We start from the raw sequence: 26,362 nt of genomic DNA on the forward strand, positions 1-26,362 counted from the left end.
CAATATCCGTCAAGGAGGGACCACGATGGTCACAAAGCAACAAACAACGCTGCCCCCGCAGCACCAGACGCGCCAGCCCGGCCTGCAAACGGAGATGAACCCGCAGCCGGTCACGATCAAAGATAGTTATAAAGGAAGCGGCAAGCTCAAAAACAAAACCGCCATCATCAGCGGCGGCGACAGCGGCATCGGCCGCGCGGTCGCGGTTCATTTCGCCAAAGAAGGGGCCGATGTGGCGATTCTCTATCTCAACGAACATGAAGATGCCGACGAAACGAAACGGCTCGTCGAGCAGGAAGGAAGACGGTGTCTGGCCATTGCGGGAGACATTGGCGATGAAGCGTTTTGCAAAGAGGCGGTGAAACAGACGATCGAAGCGTTCGGCAAGCTTGACATCGTCGTCAACAACGCCGCCGAGCAGCACCCGCAGCCGAATTTTCTCAACATCACTGCCGCGCAGCTGGAAAAAACGTTTCGCACGAACGTATTCGGCTGCTTTTTCCTAACGAAAGCGGCGCTCCCACACTTAAAAAGCGGAAGCGCGATTATTAACACCGCTTCGATCACCGCCTACGAAGGAAATGAGCAGCTCATCGACTACTCGGCGACAAAAGGCGCGATCGTCGCCTTCACCCGGTCGCTCGCCAAAGCGCTCGTCGGCCAAGGCATTCGCGTCAACGGCGTCGCCCCAGGCCCGATTTGGACGCCGCTCATCCCGTCGACGTTCAAAAGCGAGCAAGTCGCCACATTCGGCGCCAACACGCCGATGAAACGTCCCGGCCAACCGTGCGAAGTCGCTCCAAGCTATGTCTTTTTAGCCAGCGAGGAGGCATCCTATATTACGGGGCAAATGATTCATGTGAATGGCGGGAAGATTGTCAATGGATAGAAAGCAGCGGAAAATGGAGCGTTCTTCAGCACCATGTAAATTTTATGTAATATTTTCTAACATGTTTGTTGAGCTGCCGGTATATAACCGCTATGATAAAAATACATGCTGCTTCTGATCCAAGTTCCTCAACCTTTTGCACATATGCGAAAGGTGCCCTCTCTTTCCTTGACTTGCAACAATTTGTTGCAAGTTTTTTTGTGTATGGCGATGATTCCGATGGCGGCAGCCTTGAAACATGTCGATGTCTCCTTCATAAATTTCATCCTTTTTTCTTCTTAATCTCATTAATGAAATACTGTTTATTAAAACACACTTTAAACGATTGAAGATAACATATTATTTCATTATTGTTGATACTTTATTTAAATATTAATATTTTAGACAAACATTTTCGAAAGCTTTTTGAACTTGTCGTACTGTAGCTTTATGCAAAAAGCCAAATCTCTTATGATAATTTACGAAGGATTTCCTGTTGGAAAGCACATGGGAGGGGAATAGTTATGAAAGCTGCTGTAGTGGAACAATTTAAGGAACCATTAAAAATAAAAGAGGTGAAAAAACCAACCATTTCATATGGAGAAGTATTAGTCCGCATTAAAGCATGCGGTGTATGCCATACGGACTTGCATGCCGCTCACGGTGATTGGCCAGTAAAACCAAAACTCCCTTTAATCCCCGGACATGAAGGAGTTGGGATTATCGAAGAAGTAGGTCCGGGCGTAACCCATTTAAAAGTGGGGGATCGCGTTGGAATTCCTTGGTTATATTCTGCTTGCGGACATTGTGAATATTGTTTAAGCGGACAAGAAACATTATGCGAGCACCAAGAAAACGCTGGCTACTCAGTCGATGGGGGGTATGCAGAATATTGTAGAGCTGCGGCAGACTATGTGGTCAAAATTCCTGACAACTTATCGTTTGAAGAAGCTGCTCCAATTTTCTGTGCCGGAGTTACTACCTATAAAGCGTTAAAAGTAACAGGTACAAAACCTGGAGAATGGGTAGCGATCTACGGTATCGGCGGCCTTGGGCACGTTGCCGTTCAATACGCTAAAGCGATGGGACTTAATGTCGTTGCAGTGGATATCGGCGATGAAAAACTTAAACTTGCAAAAGAGCTTGGCGCTGATCTTGTTGTAAACCCTATGAAAGAAGATGCGACGCAATTTATGAAAGAGAAAGTTGGCGGAGTTCACGCGGCAGTTGTAACAGCTGTATCTAAACCAGCCTTTAAATCTGCGTACAATTCTATTCGCAGAGGCGGTACGTGCGTTCTTGTCGGATTGCCGCCGGAAGAAATGCCTATTCCAATTTTTGATACCGTACTAAACGGAATTAAAATTATTGGCTCTATTGTCGGTACACGGAAGGACTTGCAAGAAGCTCTCCAATTCGCTGCGGAAGGTAAAGTAAAAACCATTATTGAAATGCAACCTCTTGAAAAAATTAATGAAGTATTTGACAGAATGCTAAAAGGTGAAATTAACGGACGGGTTGTTTTAACGTTAGAAGATCAATAAAATAATAAAACTCTTTTTTTCAACAATTAATATAATTTTACATTCGGCGTTCTGGGGCTGTCTCTTAAAGATGAGATAGCTCTTTTTTATATAATGAACTGTTCTTGTTCTTTTGTTAGATACAACCGCAATTGATAACATGTCCAATCCTCTTCCCCCATCCCCTTACTTTTTTTATGTATTTTTGGCCATTTCAAATAAGGTTACATCAACTCAAGTAAAATCCCGCCTCATCGGCATTCTTCTCTCGCTTTCGTTTTGGTTAGAAACGGGAGACTCTCTTCCAAGTTACATGAAAAAGTAAAAGAGTATAAATCATAACCAATAGTATATTTTTTGACACTATGTAAAAATAAAGTGCGTACTTCTAAAGATAAATCATACATAGTATACTCATCAGTGTGTAAGAGATAAAAACACAAAAAATACTACTACTTATACAACCAACAATAAATTTTTTGAGGGGTGAAGAATTCATGGAATTACAATTAGCATTGGATCTTGTAAACATTCCAGAAGCGAAAGAGCTGGTAAAAGAGGTCGAGGAGTATGTTGATATTGTAGAAATCGGCACTCCAGTTATTATTAATGAAGGTCTTAGAGCCGTAAAGGAAATCAAACAAGAATTCCCTCACTTAAAAGTATTGGCAGACTTAAAAATCATGGATGCAGCCGCATATGAAGTCATGAAAGCATCCGAAGCTGGTGCTGACATTATCACTATACTTGGAGTTGCTGAAGATTTGTCCATCAAAGGCGCCGTGGAAGAAGCTAAAAAACAAGGCAAAAAAATCTTGGTGGACATGATCGGGGTGAAGAATTTAGAAGAACGAGCGAAAGAAGTAGATGAGTTTGGAGTCGACTATATTTGTGTACACACAGGTTATGATCTTCAAGCAGTCGGAAAAAACTCTCTTGAAGACCTTGCAACAATCAAACGTGTCGTGAAAAACGCAAAAACTGCGATCGCAGGCGGCATTAAATTAAACACATTGCCTGAAGTCATTAAAGCAAAACCTGATCTTATCATTGTAGGTGGCGGTATTACTGGTCAAGAAGATAAACGAGCTGTAGCTGCTGAAATGAAAAAAATGATCCAACAAGGTGAATGAAATTATGCAGACTACGCAATATTTAGGTGAAATCATAAAAGAGTTAAATCGGACAGTCGATTTCATCGCTGATGAAGAAGCTGAAAAATTGGTAAATGCGATTCTCGAATCAAAGAAAATTTTTGTAGCCGGCGCAGGTAGATCTGGATTTATGTCCAAATCTTTTGCGATGCGAATGATGCACATGGGGTTAGACGCTTATGTAGTAGGCGAAACCATAACCCCTAACCTAGAACAAGATGACATTTTGATCATCGGATCGGGTTCAGGGGAAACGAGAAGTTTAGTTTCCATGGCCGAAAAAGCCAAAAGATTAGGTGCAACAATAGCGTTAGTGACCATTTCCCCTGAATCGACCATTGGACAATTAGCTGATATCACGGTCAAATTACCTGGCTCACCTAAAGACCAATCAGACAATGGATACAAAACCATACAGCCGATGGGATCACTATTTGAGCAAACCCTCTTACTATTCTATGATGCTATCATATTAAGATGTATGGAGAAAAAAGGATTGGACTCCAATACCATGTTTAAAAGACATGCCAATCTGGAATAGAGTATAAGGACTCTTGCGCAGACAATCTTAAACCATTTAAAATTTTAAACTATTCAAACTGAATTTTCAACTTAAAAACCACGGGGGAAAGGGGAAAAGACCGCAGAGCTTTCCTTAAAAAACGCTTTGCGGTCTTTTTATGAACTGATTTTTGAGCGGGAGATTGGATTCATGCCAATGCCAACCATGTGTGATCATATAGTATCAACCATTTCCAACAGTTTGATCATCATCATTCTCTGCGTATACATAAGATCGCTCTCCCTCGATCAGCGGTACCTCCATCATCACCTGCATTCTTAAAGGATGCAAATAAAATCGGTTACAGTTGGAACGATCTTTTGTCAGAACTCTTTCAAAATCGATGATCACTCCCTTAAGTAACTATGGAATTACACAACGAGAGAGGTTTAGAATGGAGATGATCATATCTTCATGTGTGAAGTTGTATCCATAAACATCTTATCTTTGAAGTCATACTTTTGGAAATGGGATAGTAAAACATATTATGTTGTTAACACTAACCTACAACGTATACGCAGAAACTAAGGGACATTGTACAACAGCAAGTACGAACTCACCTGTAAAAAGAAGGAGCTCATCCCGGGAATAACTTTTAGGATCTCTCTCCCAATTAGTCAGCGGAGATTAACCTTTCATCCAAGTACTTTAAAAAGTCTGTTGCCTGCCATAATACATCAGTAAAAGCCTGTGATAAGGTTCATTCATTAACCTTGAAGAACGCAGCTCCTTGTTGTGGGTGTCGGAAAACGGCGCCCGAACGCAAGCGCCCCCGGCGGCGGGAACACCCGCTACCGGGGGCGCGCAGCCTTTGGAGGCTATTCTTGCAGGGGAACGCAGAACTCTTCGTCGTAGTAGAGGTCCTGCCCAAGCTCCACTCGGCCGAAAAAGAGGGGCTGAGGCTCCTCGACCAGCTCCAGGCGGTAGACGGTGCTGACGTAGAAGGGGATATCGGGCTCCTTGACCGGCACCGGTGCCATGCGTGCCCAGTCTAGGGCCACAATGTCCTCCAACAGGTAGTCCTGGAAGGCGCCCAGCATGTCAGTGATGGCATAGCCCATGTCGAGAATGCCCTGCTGGATCTGCCGCCATTTCCGCCAAGAGGCCTCCAGGTAAGAGAGGCCAAAGTAGCCCGCGGCACCGGGCCCACGCAGCCCCTCTGTGCAGCGGCTTAAAAAAAGCAGGAGGCCCTTGACGGTGTCGACCGGGTCCGTGAAGAACACATCAAACTGGCCGCGGAGATGGGACGGCAATTCATCCCGCACGTCGTAGACCTCAGCGTGGACGTGGTCCCAACCACGGTCCCGAGCCACGTCGCGAATGAAGGTGATGATGCGCTCGTCCACATCCAGGACGCAGATGCGCCGCGGCAGCCCCGAGAGCGCGGCCGCAATGCTTGTAAGGTCATCATCGCCCAGTAGCAGAATGTCTCGTCCCATCAGATCTCCCTGTTGGGCCATCAGGGCCAGCCGTCGCACGGTTGTCTCGGGCGTCACGTACCCTTGATCAAAGTCGGGCGTCGCCTTGGGCCGCATGGCTGCGATATCTTGGAAAGCAGCAAGGACGCTGTCAAAAGGCGGCCTCAGAACAATGCCGCGCCCCGCGCAAGCCTCACAACGCTGTTCGGCCACCCGTTCCAGACTCAGAGTTTCCGCCTGCTGACGCCCCGCCTCGGTGATCACGAAGCGATCGCCGTCGTAGACCACCAGTTCGCCCTCCAGGAGCGACTGCAGGGCCTTCAGCACCTGGTGGGTCTGGGCTTGCGCTGCCCGCATCAGCTCCCAGTAAGATTTGGGACCGAAGTAGAGTGCACGAAGCAGAAGCGCGTCGATCCGACGGTTTTCCGCAGCAATACCTATTGTCGACATAGGTACCACTCCTTTCGCTCTAAAAGAGTAAAAGAGTAGAGACGCATTTCGCCACGACTTCCTTAGTTTTCAGCGATCGCCGAGAAAACATACGTGGTGGTTCAAACGTTTTTGGAATGTTTGTCTGTTGTCTTCTTAGTGTGGGTCTAACAAGCATCCGGCTACATGTCTTCAATGGTTTTTTCTTCGTGACCATCACGATTCCCATTCAGATCATTTTTCCATAAAACTGCTTGCGACCGCTCTAAGTCGCTGCTAGCATCAATATATACGTTTCCCGAGCATGTCTCATCAAAGCGCACTTATTTTCTCTCCACAGTGATCAACTCTTGCACGAACACAGGCAACTGGAAAAGGGCTTTGTGCATTCTCGGATGATAATAGCGGGTATCAACTTGATGGAACCTCGTCTCATCCACTTCCATAGGATCATACTTTTTAGAACCAATCGTAAAGCTCCACAACCCGCTTGGATAGGTAGGAATGCTCGCAGTATAAAGGCGCGTAATTGGGAAGAGCGAAGAGATATCCTTAAATACTCGACGAATCAGATCACGGTTAAACCAAGGAGATTCCGTTTGTGCAACCATGATTCCGTCTTCTTTTAGTGCTTCAAAAATCGATTGATAAAACGGCTTTTGGAACAAGCCAACAGCTAGTCCCACAGGCTCGGTGGAATCCACCAAAATCACATCATATTTTCCTTTGTTTTCTTCAACATGTTTAATTCCGTCAACTACTTCAATTTTGACGCGTGGATCATCTAAAGCACCCGCGATTTTGGGGAAATAAGTTTTGGAAGCTTCGATCACTTTGCCATCAATCTCTGCCAAAGTAGCTGTTTTTACCGAAGGATATTTTAAAATCTCACGAATGGCTCCCCCATCTCCACCGCCAACAACAAGCACATGTTCCGGATTAGGATGGGTATTCATCGCCACATGGGTAATCATTTCATGGTATACAAACTCATCAACATCGGTAGTCATTACCATGCCATCTAAAACAAGCATGTTGCCAAATTGGACTGTTTCAATTACATCAAGGGTTTGAAATTCCGTTTTTTCATGGTGTAAAGTACGACGAATCTTGGTTGTGATTCCATGATCGAGAGTTTGTTTTTCTGTATACCACAGTTCCATCTCCATCCTGTAAAAGTCCTCTCTCCTTTATTCGAATTTTGAAATAAGTTCTAGTTGTAATGTGCTATTAAGATAAAGCATCCTTCATCTTTCAGATATCGAATAGCATTCTTGCTGCTTTCGATAGAGAAACAATAAAGGATGCCGCTAAATCCGGAAAAATTTTTTAAGGTTTCATGAGCATTGCGTTTCTATAGGGTTTAAATCGGTAATAGTGTGACGGTATCTTTCGCTTCCAGATTTTCAATCATTTCATACCAAGAATTCGGTTTATTCGATAAGACAGAATAATAACGTTTCAAAAACTTCACAACAAGATCTGCTGGAAGTTCATTCACGCTATCGTCCATCGGAAGAAAACAAAGATCAAGACCAGTTACGGCTTCTCCATCATTGTTCCAAGATGGATGGACATAAGGGAAGTCAAGCCGCTTATATCCCAAATGAGATAATACCTCACGACGAACATATGGATCCATCGGCTTAATCCCGCCAAATTCATAATGCTCTACCCGGTAAGGATCATAAATCTCGGCGAACATGCCATATAACTGCTTTCCATTTGCTCCAGCCCAGTTGTTCAAATCCTCTAACCGCTTTTTGGCTAAAAACCGGCCGATCCCTAGTCCTGCTTGGCCGATAATGGTGAAATCTGTCATCGCGACATTTAAATCTTCATAATAGCGGTACTCAGTCGCGCCTACTACCTCTCCTTCGTGAACGGCAACACAAACACGAATTCCCGGATCTTCCAGAGGCTCTTTCCATAAATCGAATGCTAATACTTCTTCAGGAGGAAATACATTTTGCATCAATTGGTGCATTTTTTTAAACAAAGGGTCTTCAATACTCGTAATTCTGCGATATTCCATCTTCATCATTCTCCTTGTTAAGATTTTGGTCTATAAAAAGGATTTTTCCATTCCATCAGTGCTGCATAATTGCACGATTCTTCATCCTCTAAATAGTTCGCCACCACTTTAACAGGTGTACGGCCGCAACGGAGCAGGAAGGTAATAACAGGGTCCTTCAATTCGCCTTTTACTACAGCTTCGAGATATTGTTCCGCTGTCATCTCATGAGCTTTTTTATGATAGCCAGGCATTCTCCCTCCGCCTAACAGCCGTTCTAATCCCAAATGAACAACCACTTCATACATGGATAACATCAGCCATTTTCCCAGCCCTAATTTGCGGTAGGCAGGACGCACGCCAATATCAACAACATAGAGCGTATTCCCGTTTGGGTTATGGTTACGGATATATCCATTATCCGTGATCTCTTCCCATGTATGATCCGGATGGCTGGGATCAAAGTCAACAATAAGTCCCGTCATCGACCCCGCAATTTCACCATTCACCTCAACACATAAGGCTCCCTCTGGAAACAGTGTAACATGATTTTTCAGCTGTTCCGTATTCCACCATAATTCAGACGGGAATGGCGGAGGAAAACTTTCCTGTTGAATGCGGATTAAGCCAGGGAAGTCCTTTTCTTCATAATTTCGGATTACCGCTGGGACAGGACGATCTTGGTCAAAGACGTAAAACTCCTTTCGATACATTCTTCACCCTCCTCATAGAGCAGCTAGTCACATCTTATTTCCAGTCCGGATAAAGATCCGTGCGCCGATCACGCCACGTAGTGACGGAACCACTTTCGCGAACCTGATATAACAGCTCTAAATCGAGATCAGCGGTTACAATCATATCATGGTTGATTTCCCCTTCTACCAAGATGCCGCGTGGAGGAAACGGGATGTCGTTCGGTGTAATCACCGCCGCTTGCCCAAAATTTGCCCGCATAAAATCAACCGTAGGAAGGGAACCTACCGTACCAGTGGTGACGACATAGACTTGATTTTCGATTGCTCTCGCATGACTGGTGTAACGGACACGATGAAATCCGTGACGATCATCGGTGCAAGAAGGACAGAAAATGACATCAGCACCCTTGGCCTTTGCCATTCGAACAATTTCTGGAAATTCGATGTCATAGCAAGTCAACATCGCAATGGTTCCTTTGTCGGTCTCGAACACCTGCAGGCTTTCTCCAGGAGACATGTTCCATTCTTTTACTTCCGTCGGAGTGATATGAAGCTTTGGCTGTTCGGCGACTCTTCCGTCTGGATAGAATAAATGAGCCACGTTGTATAATCGTCCGCCTTTACGGATGACATGGGTTCCTCCAATAATATGCATCTTTGTTTGTTTAGCCAAATTAATAAATAAAGACCGATATTGTTCTGTAAAATCAGGAAGATCTTGAATGGTCAAAGGCTGCCCTTGCTGGTTGCCAATAGACATTAGCTGGGTGGTAAAAAATTCTGGAAACAAGACAAAATCCGCTCCAAACTCTTCCGCTGTTTTAATATAATGTTCTACTTGTTTGGCAAATTCCTCAAACGATTGGATGGTATGGAGATGATATTGAACCGCTGAAACCCTCAGTTTCATAGTATCCCCCTCTCTTGTTATCCATCTAGTAACGTTTCGCCTCAGTCATGTGGCGTTACTGATATTATTAGACACATCATTCAATTTAACAAGTACACACTTTCTTGTTACATAGTGTGAAAAAGTATACTAAAAGAGGATAAACGAAAAAGGAGAATAAAAAAAGAAGTCTGCAGAAACGATGAGGGATCTAATGATGGAGATAATGTTTTGTGAGCTGCAACCACTCTTAACCTACTGCCGCTTCTATGGGAATCCCCCGCACATTAGAAGCAGGAGTCTTCTCTCCTTAACTTATGTAAATGAATCCCCTACTGACGAAATTTCAGGAGAGTTTCTGTCAGACCGGTCTCACATCCAAACAGTCATCAACGTACATACAGAAAAACCAACGGACAGCGGATCTTTCATAAAAGATTGTTGTCCGTTGGTTTTAACTTGCATCTTAATGAGCGTATATTTTCTATAAAATTTTTCCTGCCAGTAATAAGGCAAGCAGGGAGTTTGCGAAGCTTTAACGGAGGAAGAGCTTTTCTATTTGGCGGCCTCATTGATTTTTACTTGACCTTTTACGACCGTCTCCATATAGTTTTTGCCCCATTCATACATGGCATCAAGAATTGGCATCAGGCTTTTTCCATGCTCGGTCAGTGAATATTCCACTTTTGGCGGAACAACAGGATAGACTTCGCGATGAACAATTTGATCTTGCTCCAGCTCTCGCAACTGGTTAACCAGCATTCTTTGGGTGATCCCCGGCATGAGAGCTTTTAGTTCGCTAAACCGCTTCTTTCCCCCTTTTCCTAGATGCCATAAAATAAGCATTTTCCATTTACCGCCAATAACAGCGAGTGTTAATTCTTTTTCACAGTTATACGTCTTGCCACAAACGTGTCCCATCGTTTCACCCCCCATGCTGATTATAACCTATAGTATACTCTCTGTCACTTTATGATAATAAAGCGAGTCAGTCAAGACTTTGTGGAGAACATTTTTTCGGTTCACTACGGGCGTTGTCAATCACTAGTTAGCGAACCATTTTCAGGAATTAATATCGTAAGCGCTTTCGGACTCTCATCCCTCATCTTGAGGCGATGATACGATATTCCATTTTTTTACACCCAACCACCATCCCGGAGCGCCGACAACGCTTGATGGATCGGCGTCCCGGATGACCGCTGCAGACACGGTAGATTCTGACGCACCACATCTGCCCATAACCGTCCGGCCTTCCGTTTGGCCTGTTCGATCCGCTTGGACTTTGTTGAGGCCGAGACGGCCGACTGGGGCTCTTGCTCCTCCCACCGTCCCTTTCTCCACCCGATCCCGTCGATTCGGGCCGCCATCGCCCTCAGAAACGCCCGAAGCCCTTGGTCTTTCCAGCTGCGGCGGGATTTCACCCGATGCGCAAACCGGCTCATCACGCTCTCGGCGTGGCCCATCGGACGCATGCCGGTCGTCTCCACCCCTTGCTCCGACAGCCACTCCCGGTAGTCCCGGATGCATCCCGGCATCGACTCGATCCGGCGAATCAAGGCGGCCAGCTGTTGTTCTTTGCCTTCGTCCCCCAACGTGCCGACCGCGCTGTTCAGCTCGACCAAAAGTCCTTCTTCGTCTTGTTTCGCCAGCTTCCTCCGCACCTCCCGCCAACGCGGATGGCCGGAGAGGCATTGGCGCAGCTCCCGCGCCACATGAAATCGATCCAACTGAAAGCAGGCTCGCTTTCCAAAATACTCCCAGCAGGCCGTGATCCATGGCGCCGCGTCGCCGTTGATGATCAACAGGTCCCGGCACGGGTCATAGGCATATTCCTTCATCAGCCACTCTTCAAACCGTTCCCACACGTCTCCCTCCCCTTCATGGAGGCAGCAGCGCCGGTTCACGAGCTCGAGCTGCGAACCGTTTCGTTTCCATCCCTCGTGAATCGCCAGGATTTTCTCTTCTTTCGCTCGTTTCCCTTTCCCCTGGCGGGAAACAGAGTCCATCCGCCTCGACAAACAGCACTCGGCCGTGCCGTTGAGAAACAGGGCGATGCAGCGAGACAGGGGCCTCGAGCACCAACTGGCGAATCGCCTCATGGCTGAGGACCGCATACCCCACGATCGACTCGAGTGTGCGAGCTGCTTTGCGGTAGGAAGAGCACTCCACGGCCAACTCGACCGCCGTTTCCTCGAGGCACGGACTGATCGACTGCGCTCCATCAAAGCCCAGTTCGGCATCCAGCAAGAAGGTATAGGCCCCCGCCTGCCGATCATAGTAGTAGTTCCGTCGAAACGTCACTTCTCCAAACAGCGTTTGGATCGTGGTCGGCCGTTTATCTTTCAGCTGATACCGCCGCTTGTCCCGCGCTTCCGCCAGTTGTTGATCAATCTCCTCCAAAAGGGCCGCCAACAAGACAGCGAACACCTTTTGAAGAGTTCTTACTAATTGCTCCTCCAGCTCTTTTAATAAAAGCCATTCTGTGGTAAGATGTTTCATGGACTCTCTCCCTCCTGTTTTCGGTTGGTTTGCCAATCACCATCATAGCAGGGAGAGAGTCCTTTTTTCACGACATTTGCTTTTTCTACCGCGCTTCGCTTGGTGGCCCCGACGAGCGTCGCGAACAAAAGTTCGCAACCCTCGTCGGGGATCATTTCGGAATGTCACCCACAAATATTTTACTCACACTAATAAAGCACATACCCACAAATAAATGTTATACATATTTATTCTCACACATAGCAGACCCCATTCATTCCTTCTGGATGGTAAAGGCCTTTTCATGATTCATCCCGTTCATTGTATCTACAATACCTTTTATATCATTAAGTATATTTTTTTGCACTATATTATATTTTTATCACTACATGATAATAAAGTGCGTACTTCTCAATAAATTTTATACGCATTATACTAGCATCTGTGAACCAAATCATGAGCACTGAGCGGCATGAATCGTTTTGCTATTCCACGCGATATTTATCTCGGAGAGAATGCTCTCGCTGCTTTAAAAACGCTGGAAGGAACAAAAGCTGCCCTCATCATTGGCGGCGCCGTCAAGAAAAACAGTTTTTAGTGGACGATTTGGTTGAGCTTTCATGAACGAAAAAATACAAGAACAAGACTTTCTCCCTGAAATGTGCATTATTCATAAAAATACCAATTCGCGCAATGTAGTAAACGTATCTGCTTTTGAAAAATGATTCGAAAAGACAGGGGGGAATCACATTGGATTCGATGACCTTTGTCTTGTTTGGGGCTACAGGTGATTTAGCGAAACGAAAAATTTTCCCTGCATTATATAATTTATTTCTCGATCAAAAAATGCCTCAGCCATTTTCCATTATTGGCGTAAGTGTTTATTGCAAAATAAAAATGCAGAGATCTGCAGAGAATTTGGCTTAGGCCAACTTTACATGGAGAGGGGGGCGTGATAGCCTTTTTAGGCATAGCCAGCCCTTGATATTGCTGGCTTCCTGGCTTTTTCATCACGCCCCCAGAGGCTCCATGTCAAGTTGTAATTCTCTGCACTTTTCGTTGCGAAACTCTGTATTTTTTCTTTGCAGAAAACACGTAAGCAAAAGAGAATTATCCGATGATGAATTTCAAATATATGTGGAAAATTCGATCAAAACCTTTTCCAGACGTTTGACAAATGACCGTTCCAAAATGAAAGAGTTTCTCCGTGCGTTTCGTTATACCTCTTTAGATGTAACGAATGCACAAGGGTATAAAAAGTTGCTTGAAATGGTTCAACAACGTGAAAAAGAATTGAATATTCCTGAAAACCGTATGTTTTATTTATCGGTTGCGCCGGAATTTTTTGATGTGATCGCGTCGAACATCAAAGAAAGTGGATTAGGATCCGCCAAGGGATGGAAACGTCTGATTATCGAAAAACCGTTTGGGCGCGATATAAAATCGGCCCAAAATTTAAACGAAAAGTTAAGCCAAGCTTTCGCAGAAGACGAAATTTATCGGGTAGATCATTACCTTGGAAAGCCGATGGTCCAAAACCTTGAAGTTTTAAAATTTGCCAACCCTGTGTTTCAGGCAATATGGAACAATCAATATATAGCCAATGTGCAAATTACGGCAAGTGAGACGGTTGGAGTAGAACAAAGAGCAAGCTATTATGATCAGGCAGGAGCCATTCGCGACATGTTTCAAAACCATATGCTGCAATTGTTGATGATGACAGCCATGCACCTGCCAAAACAGATTAGCGCAAAAGACATCCGTAATGAGAAAAGAAAAATCATGGAATCTCTTCGGCCAATACAGAAAGAAGAAGTAGGCTTGCACGTCGTTCGCGGCCAATACGGTCCTGGAGAAATCAATGGCAAACCAGTTGTTGGATATAAAGAAGAACCTGGAATCGATGCTTCTTCAACAACAGAGACATTTGTTGCTGCTCGTTTGTGGATTGATGATGAAAATTGGAGCGGAGTGCCATTCTATATCCGTACAGGTAAAAGAATGAAGGAAAAGTCCACACGCATTGTGATTGAATTCAAAAATCCGCTAAAGGAATGGTATTTACCGAAAAATGAGGAAACAGCTCCTAATCTTTTGGTGATTCAAATCAATCCGAACGAAGGCGTTTCGCTGCAATTCAATAGTAAAAATGTATTCCTCAATGGAAAGATGGAACCTGTCCGTATGCACTTTGCGACTAATCAGAAAGAGACGCCCGAAGCCTATGAACTCTTAATTTTTGACGCTTTGCATGGCGATTCGACTTTCTTTGCCCATTGGAAGGAAGTTGAACTATCTTGGAAATGGGTGCAGCCTGTTTTAGAGGCGTTTGCGGAAAATCTCCTTCCTCTTCACTCATATCGTTCAGGCTCGATGGGACCAGATGCTTCTTATCAATTATTGAAAGAAGACGGATTTTATTGGCGATAGGTAAGCACTTCATAATTCTAGATGAAGTTGTCAATATATGAAATAGGAATATATTATTTTACCAGCAAGTCTTCTTTGGATCAAGATATTTTTAGGAGGTAGTCAGCATGAGAGTCGGTTTAATCGGTTTAGGAAAAATGGGGTTAAACTTAGGTAAAAATCTCATTGACCATAAGCACGAAGTAGTGGCATTCGATATAAACGCAAATGCGGTTGAAGAAATAAAAAAATACGGGGCCAAAGGCGCATCCAGTTTAAAGGAACTCGTTCGATCATTAGAAACCCCTAGAATTCTTTGGCTGATGGTTCCACACACCGTTGTTGATTCGGTGATTAATGAAATTACACCATTTTTAAGCAAAGGCGACATTGTAATTGATGGGGGCAATTCTAACTATAAAGAATCGATTCGGCGTTATAACGAGCTAAAGGAGATGGGAATTCACTTTATGGATGCTGGAACCTCTGGCGGGGTGGAAGGCGCTCGCAACGGAGCGTGTTACATGGTTGGAGGGGATTCTGAAGCTTGGAACATTGTCGAGCCTCTTTTCCGAGATACCGCTGTAGAAAATGGGTATTTATATACAGGAAAAGCAGGTAGCGGACATTTCTTAAAAATGGTCCACAATGGGATTGAATATGGAATGATGGCTGCCATTGGCGAAGGATTCGAAATATTAGAGAAAAGCGAATTCAATTATGACTATGAAAAAGTAGCAAGAGTGTGGAATAATGGTTCGGTTATTCGTTCATGGCTCATGGAATTAACCGAACGCGCATTTTCAAAAGATGCAAAATTAGAGGAAATCAAAGGAATTATGCATTCTTCCGGCGAAGGGAAATGGACGGTCGAAACAGCTTTAGATCTGCAAACTGCCACTCCTGTCATCGCCATGGCCTTATTGATGCGGTATCGTTCATTAGAAAACGATACATTTACAGGCAAAGTGGTAGCCGCCCTCCGCAACGAATTTGGCGGACATGCTGTAGAAAAAAATGAGAAGAAATAAACCGTTTTGGCAAACCGGGGTTTGAAGATGAAAAAGCAGCTCTCATGAAACGGTTATCTAAATAACGTTTTCTTGCCTGTTAGCGATCAGCTATCTTAAAATGCGGCTCTACATCCAAACTACCTGTTTTCCTGAACTCTACAGGAGACAGGTAGTTTCATTTTTCCTGAATTTGATGATAATCTTTTTTCGCATGCAGACCGTTTTCAGCTACGATCAGAAACTTCCAAACTATCGGTTCATGGTAAACGAACTTCCCATAAAAAAAGCCGACTCCAAACGATCACATGCAAGGTGACCGCTTGTGTCAGCTTTTTATTTCCGATAATAATCACATGAAAACCGTTTGACGATTCGGTGTGGAATAATGATTCGTTTTACCGGTTCGTTCGGGTTGGCGATTTTTTCGATTAAACTTTTCGTCGCTTCATAGCCGAGCTGGAAAATTCTTAACATAATGTCAACAATACAGGAGAAATTGATGACATTTGGAATTTCATATTTATCGAAAGTTCCTTACTTATTTATCACTATCTCTACATTAATCTCGCATTTTACGGGCTGATCCTCCAAAGTAAACGCCAAACAACCTTCTTCTTGCTTGATAGAATGTACAGATTTCCCGTTCATTCTTACCTCGGAAGCGGTGACACCTGGTATCAGAATGTGGTAGGTCCGTTGTTCAACCGACTCAGGATAGGAACCAGTTCCTGCTCCAATATTTACAATTATCTTGCCGTCCAAGTTCTTCTGACTGAACAACATAGTGCGGTATTCTCCCCGTTTATAAGCTGTTGTCTTTCCATCATCTTCATATAGCAGGAACTCACCATTCCGACCGGGATAGACGATAATGGTCATCTTATCCCATGATCGTTCCTCTGCATGTTGCATTACAGGCAATGTAGGGATGATCGACCCCGCTTTGGCATAGATAGGAATACGATCCAGAGGCGCATCAGCTTCGATCGTTCTCCCCCCCTCAACCGACTGCCACGTCCAAACATCATACCAAAGACCTTCTGGCAGGTAAACCTTGCGGGATGTTGCTCCTTCTTCCAAAACGGGAGCCACCAGCAAATTGGATCCAAAGAAGAATTGATCACAGATCTCGGTACAATTGAGATCCTCCGGCACCTCCATAACCATTGGACGCATGTAAGGTATCCCGGTGCGATAGGTTTCAAATGCACAGGAATAGATGTAAGGCAGAAAGCGGTAACGCCACTCGATGAAATTCTTTACGATTTTTTCCGTTTCTTCACCAAAAGCCCAAGGCTCACGATTTTGATGAGCACCATGGGGGCGCATGATAGGGGTAAAGGCTCCAAATTGTATCCAGCGCACATAGAGTTCAGGTGACGGTTCATTCCCTTTAAATCCACCGATGTCGCTGTTCCAGAGTGGGAGGCCGACAAGGCTCATGCTTAAAGCTACAGACAGTTGCTTCTTCAAGTCGGTCCAAGTGCTCTCCACATCGCCGGACCAGACCCCCACGCCATAACGCTGACTGCCTGCCCATCCCGAGCGACTCATGATAAACAGTCGGCGCTCTGGACAGTTTTGTTCATGCGCCAAGGCCAATGATTTATGCATTTCCAAGGCAAAAATGTTATGGACCTTTTGAGCAGGGCCGTCGTGATGGACCATATCCGGGAAGTGAACCTCCGGCTCGTTCAAGTCGGTCCACCAACCCTCTATACCCATCTCAATCAATTCCTTGTGTTGGTCGGCCCACCACTGTTTGGCAAGCGGATCTGTGAAATCAACCAACGCCGATTCTCCTGCCCAAAATGGGAATAGATAGGTTTCTCCATTTTGCTTTTTGGCAAATACTTTAATCCTGTCTCCTTCTGGGAACAAACGGCTTTCTTTTGTCACATAAGGCTCTTCAATTACGATGGGATGAAACCCTTTGCCGCGCAATCCCGCAATCATCTTTTCCGGCTGCGGGAAGGCGATACGGTCAAAGCACATATCCCCCATCTTCTTAAACCAGTAGAGATCTAGAATGATTGAATCGCACGGAATCCGTTTTTGACGGAAAGTTTCTGCCAATTCCTCCACTTCCTGACGACTCTTGTATCCAAATTTGGACTGCAAATAACCAAAAGTCCAGAGTGGAGGAATCTCCGGGCGACCCGTCAATTCCACATACTGACTGACCAAATCTTTCAGCTCTTGCCCCAAGAATAGATAATAGGTGATCGTCCCACCCTCGGCTTCATAGAACCAGATATCTTCCTTCTCCACACCGAAATCAAAACGGGCGACCCAAGGATTATCAACGAAGAGACCGTACCCCTCTGAACTGTAGATAACTGGTATCATCAATCGTGAAGGCGAAGGCAGATGTTTGTTCCAGATCGGTCGGATTGTACCACGGTGATTGAGGCGAACATCATCCTGATTGAGATCTGATTCCCCCAACCCGTAGATGCGTTCGTCACCGGAAAATTGAAAGGAAATGCGGCTCTTCCAACCGTCAAACTGATACGCCGCAGTATCAGCGCTTCTCGTTACCTCCCGGCCTGTTTCATTAAAAAAGCGAATTCCGAAGGGCACTTTGGAAATTACCGCTCTCCCCTTCGGGATGGAAACAGTAATCTCATTTTCTCTCTCTTCCGCCTGAAGCGGAAGAAACTCTTTTAGCAGAACCGAATAGGAAGGTTCCGGAACCTCTTCGCTCCAATCGGTCACTTTCAGGAACTGGACCTGGACGGTTCCTTCCTGTGGGGAGCGAATCAGAACCTTGGCTTGAAATGCATAGTACAGTTCAACTGCTGTTTCCGTAATGGTAACTTCTCTTAAATCGGTTAATGTATGCATGATGACGACTCCTTTTTTTAAACTAAAATCACATCCTCATAAACATCCAGCTGGATCAGATATTATTCTTTTACTCAATGCTCTGCACCTCATCTCCGTACTTCGATTACCCCTTGTTTGCACCTGCGCTTAAGCCTGCAATAATGTATTTTTGCAGTAACAAGAACAGAATAGTGATCGGGATCGCTACAATAATGGCTCCTGCCGCAAAAGTTGTAAATTCAGTATTTCCGCGACCGGTAACCATCTCAAACAACCCAATTGCTAGAGTTTTATTTTCGTTGGAGCGTAGAACCAATCGGGCGAAAATAAAATCCATCCATGGCCCGATAAAATTGTTAATCGCAATAAAGGTTAAAATAGGCACTGACAGAGGCATCATCACTTTGAAAAAGATGGTGGTGTGGGATGCACCGTCGATTTTAGCTGCTTCCTCCAAGCTTCTTGGCAATCCATCAAAATATCCTTTGACCAGCCATGCTCCAAATGGTATAGAACCGCCTGCATATACAAGAATCAATCCCCACAAATTGTCCAATAGGCCAATCTGGAGAAGAAGAATATATATAGCAATCATTCCCATAAAGCTAGGAAACATCTGCAGAATCAGCATCGCCATCAAACCTTGGCGGCGGCCAGGAAATCGAAAACGTGAGAAAGCATAAGCCGATGACACGATTAAAAACGTGGACAAGATCATATTCATCGTTGCAACGAATAAAGTATTTTTAAACCATTTGACATAATCAGTTTCATACCATAGATGTGTGTAATGCTTCATTGTAATTTTCTCAGGCATAAGAGTTGAACTATACAATGTGTCTCCTGGATTTAACGCCCCAATGAAAATCCAGACGATTGGATACAAAACCAAAATAGCTGAAATGATCAGAAAAGCATAGATTAGAACGGTAACCACAGCTTCCTTGAACTTTGCACCGGACAATTTTTTTGTACGTAATGGTTTTGCACTCATCTTTACATCATTTCCTCTTCTTTAAATGCTTTTGTTTGTCGGAAGTTCCAAATTGAAAATACTGCTACTACAATAAAAATCAGAATGGAAAGTACGGAAGCCATATAAAATTGGCTATGGTTCAAAGTCAGCTTATAGATCCAAGATATTAACAAATCAGTTGAACCTGCATAAGTATATTTGCCATCGGCAGGTCCCCCTTGGGTAAAGAGGTAGATGACGTTAAAGTTATTGATGTTTCCAGCAAAGCTCATGATTAAAAGTGGAGAAGTATAGTACATTAATAAAGGAAAAGTAATTGAGCGAAATTTTTGAAATGTGCTTGCTCCGTCTACTTCTGCCGCTTCGTATAATTCCTTGTCAATATTCGTCAACACACCTGCAATTAATGCCATCCAGAACGGGAATCCCAACCAAATATTTATGGTCACTAGAGCTACTTTTGCCCAAAATGGATCGGACAGCCAAGGAATAGGATCAATTCCTAAAGTGGATAAATACTGGTTCAAAGGACCGAATTGACCGTTGAAAATATTTCGAAAAACAAGGATAGAAATAAATTGGGGAACAGCCCAGGGCAATATGAATATTGTTCTCCACATTCGTTTCAGGCGAACTTTATTATGATTAATAATTAAAGCAAAGAACATCCCCACAAAAAACGTGGTGAAAGTAGCTAGAATAGCCCATATGATGTTCCAAGTCGCTATCCCATAAAATGTCTTGCTCCATGCTTGTAATCTAAATAAATCAATAAAATTCTGGAACCCCACCCAATCCACTAGGTTTTTTGGAGGCAAATGATTGGGGGAAGAAAAGTTAGTAAATGCAATCAGAATACCAAAAGTCAATGGAAGAACGGAAAGAAAGAGAGTAAAGATTGCAGCAGGAGTCAAAAGAATGTAAGCATATCCATACTCCCATGATTTTTTCAATGATTCTATAAAACTGTTTACTTTTTCTCCGGTCTCGTGAAGTTTGCCTGTTTTATAGGCATCACGAATATTATAGATATAAAATAACAGGAAAATAACAAGGACTATAACAATTATCAATCCCTCTATCATCAAGAAGATGGAATGATCTCCTTCTATGACTACCCTTCCCCTTCTTCGAACCTGAGCTTGCTCACCTAAGGTGATCAAGCCCCATAAACCGTTCACAATCGGGTTTGTCAAAAAAACAATTACATATATTTCTACCAGAGCATATAAAATTCCTTTGATGTACTGCCGATTATAAATTTGTCCCAGACCCATAAAAAGGAAGGATAATACCGCAGCTGTACTTGCTTTCTTGGTTTGGCGGCGTTCTGGTTCTGCAACTAAATTGGGTGTTGGAGACATGCAAAGATCCCCTTTCCGTTTTTTTTCACATTAAGAATCAATGCCCTCCGAAACAGAGAGCATTGATTCAATTTTCTATCTCGTTGCTACTGACCCTGAGTGGCAATTCCCGCTTTAATCTGGTCAACCGCCGCATCCAGAGCTTCTTTTGGATCTTTTCCATCATTCCAAATCGTAGTGAGAGCAGATGCCATAGGTTCCCAGACCATTGGCATTTGTGGAATGTTTGGCATTGGCACTGCATATTTTGCTTGCTCCAAGAATGCCGATGCAATTTCATCATTTTTTATAGTTTCATTGTCTAGAAGAGATTGAACCGGTGGCAATTGCCCAGTCATTTCAAAACGTTTTAGTAGCATTTCTTCACTCGTTGCAAATTTGGCGAATAAGGAGGCTGCGTTCGGATACTTTGTATAAGCATTTACATAAAATGTGCGAATACCAGAAAAACTTGTAGGTGTTTGACCGTTCTCCAATTTAGGCAACGGTATGACACCGAAGTTCACGCCAGCATCGCGATGGCCCGCTACAGCCCAAGGTCCATCAATATTGAAAGCTAGTTTTCCTTCGTTAAATAAAGATTGTTTCACATCATAAGTAATATCTTCCACCTTCAAAGGCAAGATTTCTTTATGAATACGTTGCATTAACTTTCCTGCTTTTACAGCTCCTTCATTATTCAAACCAATGTCTTTCGGATTGGTATTGTTATCACCGAATACATAACCACCGTATCCGCCGATAAATGAGTATACAAAATACAAGTTCGCTACTTCCATCATGAATCCATATTTATTGTTTCTAATATCAGTCAATTCTTTAGCTTGTGTAATCAGTTCATCCATGGTTTTAGGTAATTTCTTTACCAGATCTTTGTTGTAGAATAAAGCATATGTTTCAATAGACGTAGGATAGCCGTAAAGAGTTCCATCAACTGTCGTCCCCTCAATAGCAGATTTCATAAACTTATCTTGATACTCTTCTGGGAAAAAGTTTTCTAAAACCAATCCTGCTGATACCATAGATCCTAGATGATCGTGTGGAGCAGCAAACACATCTGCCGCAAGTCCAGCCGGACCATCCGTTTTGAGCTTTTCAGGCGCATCAGTATGTCCTACTTCTTCAAAAGTTACCGGCACCCCATACTTTTTGGTAAATTCTTCAGCCACATATTTGGTCCATTCACCAATTGCTCCGCCAGATTCCCAGACTTTCAGTTTAGCACCTTTTTCTGGTTTAATTTCTTTACTATCTCCTTCATTTGTACTTGCCGGTTCATTCTTCCCGACACTTTTGTGGGATGATGTTGGTCCGCAAGCCGCCAGCAAACTGAATACCAGCACCATCACTGCCAAAATTGAGATACCCCTTCTCTTTTTCTTCATTTTCCCTCTCCTTCCATATGGCTAAATCATTCATACCATTAAAACCCATAATAAAACCCATAAACAAATACTTTTGAGCAATCGTTTGCATATATATTTAAAAAAATAATACGTATATGTAAGGGGTTTCAATGGTATTTTACCTTAATTATAAAAGCCTAGAAACAAAAAAGCAATAATTTTTTATATAGTCAATGAAGTGCAAACGTTTGATAAATTTACAAAAAATTAAATTAAAAAAATTAAATTCTAGTCTACAAATGGTACCGTCAAGAATTTTGTGTAATGTAAGATAGATAGGGTATCTCTGAAATGGATTTAGAATAGAGTGGGGCTGTTTCCTCCACACAGGAGACTGAATATTCAGTCTCCTGTGTGGAAAGGGTGAATCCCCTTATTTACAATATATGGTTAATTGTAACGTTCTTCAAACATTCGCTGGAGGGCTTCCTGTGCTTCGGCAAATCCTCTTAACTTTCGTCCTGCCCATTTCTCATTAAAGTCTTGGATGGTCAAATACACGACTTTTTCAGCGGCTTCTAAACTACTCAGGCTGTTCATCGGCTTTAGACGTTTCCGAATCTCCTTGATTGTTCGTTCGATGGCATTCGTCGTATAAATCACACTTCGAATACTGCTTGGATAATCCATAAATGTAAGGAGGACATCCAACTCATTGGCCCAAGATTGAGCTTCTCTCGGATACTTGCTGGACCATTTCGACTCAAACTGTTGAAACATCTGTAACGCAATTTCCTTATTCGGTGCGCGATAAATCAGTTTGAGATCCTCTGCCACTTCAAATTGATCTTTTTTCCGAACACGATTTAAGGTATTACGGACTTTGTGAACGACACAGCGCTGTACATCGGCTTTCGGATAAACGGCTTTAAAGGCCTCCTCCAGGCCCGGAAGGCCATCGAATACGCCCAGAAGCACTTCTTGTACCCCTCTTTTGTAGAGCTGTTGAAGAATCTCTTGCCATCCGTAGGCACTTTCTTGTCCACCTACGAAGAAATCGAGAATTTCACGATACCCTTCTTCGTTTACACCTAACACCACATAAATAACCTCTTTCTCCACGGTATCGCGACGAAGTTTCACGTACAAGCCATCCAAATATAAGACCGAATATCGCTTGGGTAGGGGACGTGTATGCCATTTCACAATGTCTTCCTTTACCACATCCGTGATATGACTAATCGTTGTTGGGGAGTAGGCATTTCCTAGAATTCGTTCAATAAACTTGCCAATTTCACGCGTACTCATGCCACTTTGATACATCTTAATGATCGCTTCCTCGAGCCAGCCGGTGTGGCGTTGGTAGGGAGCGAACAATTGGGTTTGAAATTCTCCGTTTCGGTCTCTAGGGACCAAAAGACCTTCAATCCGACCGTATTGCGTATCTAGATTTCGCTGATAGTAGCCGTTTCTCGTATTCGACGTTCCAGCCTGTTCTATTTCGAGGAAATTTTTTATTTCTTCACGCATAATCAGCTCTAATTTTTCCTTTATAAACTGGCGAATCGCACTTTCCAGTTGATGAGCCCAGTCTACATTCGGTATACTTTTAGACATAGGTAGGGTTCTCCTTTCTCTGGAATGTGTTATGGCCAAATCAGAGAATACCCTACCTTTTTTCTTTTGTTCTAGCAAAATGCTTTACACAAAATTTTATACATCATCCTACAAATCAATATTACATAACAGTTTTTGTAACTATGCTGATTGCTAATTAAATTTTATGTCACAAAAAAAGGAGCCGACAACTATGCCGGATCCAATATATTACCTTAATTCAGCTTTTAGTTATCCCAAAAATATAAAGGGGTGTCAATAGTACCGGTCGAACTGTTCGGTGCGGTAAATACTCTGTTGCTCCTGCTTTCCCAAATGACATTTCCATTGTTATCTTTTTTGATAAACTTGAATTCAAAAGTAGCTCCCTTGGGCACACTCACTGGCAAGAACCATTCTGGATAGTTCGGATTTAACATCGCCTCAGACGATTGGTTCGGATCCCAGTTTCCCAACTCTGGAATGTTTCCGACAACATAAATGTTTTCCCCCCAATTCGTTGTGGCATTCACATGAAAAATTACTTGCACCTGATCGCCGGATAGGACCTCATATCGGAAAGGATTACTGGTTACAGATCCTTTTGTAACTGTAATATTTTGAATTCCAGGATTAGTGTTTGGAACTATAGCCTCAATCATTTGATCGCTGTTTGACACCACAGTAGCAACAGTAGAACCGAATTTGACTGTTACGCTTCCTCCTAATCCAGTACCGTAAATGTAAACGGTATTACCGGGACGTCCCATGGTGGAAATAACGTCGCCAATCCTTGGAGTTAAAGTCCCCAATGATGGGTTATACGACCAGACATTGACCTCTCCTCCAGACAAGGTAAAGCTAGAAATTTTGTTTTGACCGTTGACATTATTTACGCTCATTGAACTCCCATATAACAGTCCACCCAGTACATCACTATAGGTTCCTACTGGAAGAGTCGTATCTAACTCCGGAATGGTAAACGTTTGATCCGGTTGTCGGTTTACCGCTACAATTACTTGTTTATCATAGAACTGTCTTTTAAAGACCAGTACATCATTTGTGCTGTATAAAATTTCTGTGGTTCCATAGGCAATAGCTTCATTATTTTTTCTTAAGTTTGAAAGCTTTTGAATGACTTTATATGCAGTGGTATTTTCATCGAAGTTAGTAGAAGTCTGCATAAACATCCGACCCGCAATGTCACTTGAGTCTGACGGCATCAGATATTGCTCTGTTCCGTAATAAATGTTAGGAATCCCACGTGATGTCATCAAGACAGCGAGAGCTGCATGATAAGGTTTATCGTTTGGTTGAATATAGCGAAATCTTGTTACATCATGATTATCCAAGAAAGTAACTGTTTGATTTTCATAAATGTAATCATTACTTGTCTTGATCATCATATCACCAAAGGAACTCATCGTTTCAGAAAAGTTCCCAAATGCGTTTGTGGCCGCACGGAAATATTCAAAATCCAAGTTGTTGACTCCTGTTCGTTCAGGAAATGTCCGGTACTCATCATACTTGGGATCCGGTCTTCCAATGAAAAATTCACCAAAATGGGTAACCGGGCCACCTGCATCTGAATCAATTGCATCTTTAAATCCCTTCACAAATGCAGGATTCATATGCAAAGTGGCATCATGTCGAAAACCATCGATCCCTTTTGATTTCCAAAATTTAGCTGCTTTCTCCAAATGTTCAACCACTAGTGCATTTTCCTGAGAATAATCAGCCAAAGAACCTAGATCTTTGTAACGGTAGCCAAAACGAGAAGTATCGTTGCCCCGGTCACCCAGACCATGGAAAAAACCATTCACGTCGTTATGTGGATCCGCCAGGAGATTCTCAACTTTTCCATCACCGTTGTAATCCGCAGGCTCTCCATTAGCATCAAATACGTAATTGCCATTCGCATCCTTGTCAGGTTCATATAATTTACCATCTTCAGGCGCAAAATTCAATGTCGGGTTTTGCCAACGACTCGAATGATTGGATACAAAATCTATCACTAGTTTAATTCCATTTTGATGCAAAGCATCGCGTAGTCTAATAAAATCTTTCATAGTACCAAAATGTTTGTTAGTTGCAAAATAATTTCTTGCATGGTAACCGTGGAAACTGGTCCAACGATTAATACTTCCATCTGATTGATAATCTTCTATCACAGTGTCCCTATTTTCATAAGGAGCGGAAATCCAAACGGCAGTTATCCCCATATTTTTTAAATAAGGAATTTTATCTATGATTCCTTGGAAATCACCGCCTTGATACAACTTTAAATCTTTTCCGTTCCCCTGGTTATTGCCGTCCGGATCATCAAACAGGGTAGGATCAAAACCAGGAGGCTTGTTATTTGATGGGTCGCCATCAAAAAAACGGTCCGTCACGATCTGATATATTGTGTCTTTCGGGGTAACTGGTCCTAAAGCTCCTGTAGATGTAGTCGCCTCAGTCCTGGAAAACGAAAAACCAAATGAAGAATAGAGCAATAGAGCAAGAAGAAAAACGAGATATGATTGTTTAATGAATTTTGGAACCTTCCACATGCCATTTCTTCCTTTCTTTTAAAATAATATGACGTAAAAAAACTACCTTCTTACTGATATACTTTTTCTTATGACATTTCTATGGGCAACACCACCTCCTATTCATTGAGCATCTCATTTTGATCTATTTAAGAAGTCAATAAACTAACCGTCACTCGTTAATTTGTTATAATATTCTGACTAAAAATTATAAAGGCAGGAATCTGCATTGACTCGATGACAATCCATCAAAGCCAATCACTTAGAT

At 43.2% G+C, this 26,362-nt stretch carries 19 protein-coding genes and 3 pseudogenes; 8 read left to right on the forward strand and 14 right to left on the reverse strand.

Translation table 11 applies throughout. The features are described from left to right. Window positions 1–25 precede the first annotated feature (25 nt). The 4 genes from GS3922_RS12370 (at window position 26) to hxlB (ending at window position 4,086) form a co-directional block, all read left to right on the forward strand. Complete coding sequence (locus tag GS3922_RS12370; protein WP_033010560.1) at window positions 26–889, forward strand: SDR family oxidoreductase; 864 nt, start codon at window positions 26–28, stop codon at window positions 887–889. A gap of 503 nt (window positions 890–1,392) precedes the next feature. Continuing rightward, entirely contained in the window at window positions 1,393–2,412 is a 1,020-nt protein-coding gene (adhP, locus tag GS3922_RS12375; protein ID WP_063166599.1) for an alcohol dehydrogenase AdhP, read from the forward strand. Between the two features lie 476 nt (window positions 2,413–2,888). After that, the gene (gene hxlA, locus GS3922_RS12380; RefSeq protein ID WP_033010879.1) at window positions 2,889–3,524 is read left to right on the forward strand and encodes a 3-hexulose-6-phosphate synthase; all 636 of its coding nucleotides are present in this window, start codon (window positions 2,889–2,891) and stop codon (window positions 3,522–3,524) included. A gap of 4 nt (window positions 3,525–3,528) precedes the next feature. Further along, window positions 3,529–4,086 (forward strand): 6-phospho-3-hexuloisomerase, encoded by a 558-nt coding sequence (gene hxlB, locus GS3922_RS12385; RefSeq protein ID WP_033010876.1) that lies wholly within the window; start codon window positions 3,529–3,531, stop codon window positions 4,084–4,086. Window positions 4,087–4,925: 839 nt separating this feature from the next. Here hxlB and GS3922_RS12390 read toward each other — a convergent pair. The 7 genes and pseudogenes from GS3922_RS12390 to GS3922_RS17365 all read right to left on the reverse strand — a co-directional run bounded on the left by GS3922_RS12390 (window position 4,926) and on the right by GS3922_RS17365 (window position 12,051). Next, window positions 4,926–5,975, reverse strand: a complete 1,050-nt coding sequence (locus tag GS3922_RS12390; RefSeq protein ID WP_063166600.1) for a bis-aminopropyl spermidine synthase family protein — start codon at window positions 5,973–5,975, stop codon at window positions 4,926–4,928. 302 nt (window positions 5,976–6,277) lie between these two features. After that, entirely contained in the window at window positions 6,278–7,117 is an 840-nt protein-coding gene (gene speE / locus GS3922_RS12395; RefSeq protein ID WP_063167404.1) for a polyamine aminopropyltransferase, read from the reverse strand. Between the two features lie 200 nt (window positions 7,118–7,317). Beyond that, window positions 7,318–7,989: a hypothetical protein gene (locus tag GS3922_RS12400; RefSeq protein ID WP_063166601.1), complete on the reverse strand. Its 672-nt coding sequence runs from the start codon at window positions 7,987–7,989 to the stop codon at window positions 7,318–7,320. Between the two features lie 17 nt (window positions 7,990–8,006). Then, window positions 8,007–8,681: a GNAT family N-acetyltransferase gene (locus tag GS3922_RS12405; RefSeq protein ID WP_033010867.1), complete on the reverse strand. Its 675-nt coding sequence runs from the start codon at window positions 8,679–8,681 to the stop codon at window positions 8,007–8,009. A 34-nt stretch (window positions 8,682–8,715) separates the two neighbouring features. Further along, window positions 8,716–9,573 (reverse strand): carbon-nitrogen hydrolase family protein, encoded by an 858-nt coding sequence (locus tag GS3922_RS12410; protein WP_033010864.1) that lies wholly within the window; start codon window positions 9,571–9,573, stop codon window positions 8,716–8,718. Between the two features lie 534 nt (window positions 9,574–10,107). Next, window positions 10,108–10,473 carry a transcriptional activator HxlR gene (locus tag GS3922_RS12415; RefSeq protein WP_003252445.1) on the reverse strand — a complete coding sequence of 122 codons (366 nt, stop codon included), beginning with the start codon at window positions 10,471–10,473 and terminating at the stop codon, window positions 10,108–10,110. Between the two features lie 215 nt (window positions 10,474–10,688). Beyond that, a pseudogene (locus GS3922_RS17365) lies at window positions 10,689–12,051 on the reverse strand (ISLre2 family transposase). A 451-nt stretch (window positions 12,052–12,502) separates the two neighbouring features. Here GS3922_RS17365 and GS3922_RS18375 point away from each other — a divergent pair. The 4 genes and pseudogenes from GS3922_RS18375 to gnd all read left to right on the forward strand — a co-directional run bounded on the left by GS3922_RS18375 (window position 12,503) and on the right by gnd (window position 15,470). After that, on the forward strand, window positions 12,503–12,628 hold the full coding sequence (locus GS3922_RS18375) for a hypothetical protein (RefSeq protein WP_257722310.1): 126 nt from the start codon (window positions 12,503–12,505) through the stop codon (window positions 12,626–12,628). A 152-nt stretch (window positions 12,629–12,780) separates the two neighbouring features. Then, a pseudogene (locus tag GS3922_RS17370) lies at window positions 12,781–12,903 on the forward strand (hypothetical protein); the annotation flags it as partial. 186 nt (window positions 12,904–13,089) lie between these two features. Beyond that, window positions 13,090–14,460 (forward strand): glucose-6-phosphate dehydrogenase, encoded by a 1,371-nt coding sequence (gene zwf / locus GS3922_RS12430; protein ID WP_413229276.1) that lies wholly within the window; start codon window positions 13,090–13,092, stop codon window positions 14,458–14,460. 107 nt (window positions 14,461–14,567) lie between these two features. Further along, entirely contained in the window at window positions 14,568–15,470 is a 903-nt protein-coding gene (gene gnd, locus GS3922_RS12435) for a phosphogluconate dehydrogenase (NAD(+)-dependent, decarboxylating) (RefSeq protein WP_063166603.1), read from the forward strand. Between the two features lie 315 nt (window positions 15,471–15,785). Here gnd and GS3922_RS17670 read toward each other — a convergent pair. The 7 genes and pseudogenes from GS3922_RS17670 to GS3922_RS12465 all read right to left on the reverse strand — a co-directional run. Continuing rightward, window positions 15,786–15,920: pseudogene (locus GS3922_RS17670) on the reverse strand (LacI family transcriptional regulator); the annotation flags it as partial. Window positions 15,921–15,986: 66 nt separating this feature from the next. Beyond that, window positions 15,987–18,299 carry a glycoside hydrolase family 31 protein gene (locus tag GS3922_RS12440; protein WP_063166604.1) on the reverse strand — a complete coding sequence of 771 codons (2,313 nt, stop codon included), beginning with the start codon at window positions 18,297–18,299 and terminating at the stop codon, window positions 15,987–15,989. Window positions 18,300–18,405: 106 nt separating this feature from the next. Then, entirely contained in the window at window positions 18,406–19,275 is an 870-nt protein-coding gene (locus GS3922_RS12445) for a sugar ABC transporter permease (RefSeq protein ID WP_012749396.1), read from the reverse strand. Between the two features lie 2 nt (window positions 19,276–19,277). Then, window positions 19,278–20,621, reverse strand: coding sequence for a sugar ABC transporter permease (locus GS3922_RS12450; RefSeq protein WP_012749395.1), 1,344 nt, complete (start codon window positions 20,619–20,621; stop codon window positions 19,278–19,280). 86 nt (window positions 20,622–20,707) lie between these two features. Then, window positions 20,708–22,006, reverse strand: a complete 1,299-nt coding sequence (locus tag GS3922_RS12455) for a sugar ABC transporter substrate-binding protein (RefSeq protein ID WP_063166605.1) — start codon at window positions 22,004–22,006, stop codon at window positions 20,708–20,710. 411 nt (window positions 22,007–22,417) lie between these two features. Then, complete coding sequence (locus GS3922_RS12460; protein WP_063166606.1) at window positions 22,418–23,584, reverse strand: IS256 family transposase; 1,167 nt, start codon at window positions 23,582–23,584, stop codon at window positions 22,418–22,420. Window positions 23,585–23,811: 227 nt separating this feature from the next. Further along, window positions 23,812–26,115, reverse strand: a complete 2,304-nt coding sequence (locus GS3922_RS12465) for an alpha-amylase family glycosyl hydrolase (RefSeq protein WP_063166607.1) — start codon at window positions 26,113–26,115, stop codon at window positions 23,812–23,814. Window positions 26,116–26,362: the final 247 nt, after the last annotated feature.

Origin of the sequence: Geobacillus subterraneus, assembly GCF_001618685.1 — a bacterium.
Lineage (GTDB): Bacteria > Bacillota > Bacilli > Bacillales > Anoxybacillaceae > Geobacillus > Geobacillus subterraneus.

Bases quoted from the DNA above. Each gene is read 5' to 3' on its own strand.
- GS3922_RS12370 (WP_033010560.1), top strand. From the start codon at position 26: ATGGTCACAAAGCAACAAACAACGCTGCCCCCGCAGCACCAGACGCGC.
- adhP (WP_063166599.1), top strand. From the start codon at position 1,393: ATGAAAGCTGCTGTAGTGGAACAATTTAAGGAACCATTAAAAATAAAA.
- hxlA (WP_033010879.1), top strand. From the start codon at position 2,889: ATGGAATTACAATTAGCATTGGATCTTGTAAACATTCCAGAAGCGAAA.
- hxlB (WP_033010876.1), top strand. From the start codon at position 3,529: ATGCAGACTACGCAATATTTAGGTGAAATCATAAAAGAGTTAAATCGG.
- GS3922_RS12390 (WP_063166600.1), bottom strand. From the start codon at position 5,975: ATGTCGACAATAGGTATTGCTGCGGAAAACCGTCGGATCGACGCGCTT.
- speE (WP_063167404.1), bottom strand. From the start codon at position 7,117: ATGGAACTGTGGTATACAGAAAAACAAACTCTCGATCATGGAATCACA.
- GS3922_RS12400 (WP_063166601.1), bottom strand. From the start codon at position 7,989: ATGGAATATCGCAGAATTACGAGTATTGAAGACCCTTTGTTTAAAAAA.
- GS3922_RS12405 (WP_033010867.1), bottom strand. From the start codon at position 8,681: ATGTATCGAAAGGAGTTTTACGTCTTTGACCAAGATCGTCCTGTCCCA.
- GS3922_RS12410 (WP_033010864.1), bottom strand. From the start codon at position 9,573: ATGAAACTGAGGGTTTCAGCGGTTCAATATCATCTCCATACCATCCAA.
- GS3922_RS12415 (WP_003252445.1), bottom strand. From the start codon at position 10,473: ATGGGACACGTTTGTGGCAAGACGTATAACTGTGAAAAAGAATTAACA.
- GS3922_RS18375 (WP_257722310.1), top strand. From the start codon at position 12,503: ATGAATCGTTTTGCTATTCCACGCGATATTTATCTCGGAGAGAATGCT.
- gnd (WP_063166603.1), top strand. From the start codon at position 14,568: ATGAGAGTCGGTTTAATCGGTTTAGGAAAAATGGGGTTAAACTTAGGT.
- GS3922_RS12440 (WP_063166604.1), bottom strand. From the start codon at position 18,299: ATGCATACATTAACCGATTTAAGAGAAGTTACCATTACGGAAACAGCA.
- GS3922_RS12445 (WP_012749396.1), bottom strand. From the start codon at position 19,275: ATGAGTGCAAAACCATTACGTACAAAAAAATTGTCCGGTGCAAAGTTC.
- GS3922_RS12450 (WP_012749395.1), bottom strand. From the start codon at position 20,621: ATGTCTCCAACACCCAATTTAGTTGCAGAACCAGAACGCCGCCAAACC.
- GS3922_RS12455 (WP_063166605.1), bottom strand. From the start codon at position 22,006: ATGAAGAAAAAGAGAAGGGGTATCTCAATTTTGGCAGTGATGGTGCTG.
- GS3922_RS12460 (WP_063166606.1), bottom strand. From the start codon at position 23,584: ATGTCTAAAAGTATACCGAATGTAGACTGGGCTCATCAACTGGAAAGT.
- GS3922_RS12465 (WP_063166607.1), bottom strand. From the start codon at position 26,115: ATGTGGAAGGTTCCAAAATTCATTAAACAATCATATCTCGTTTTTCTT.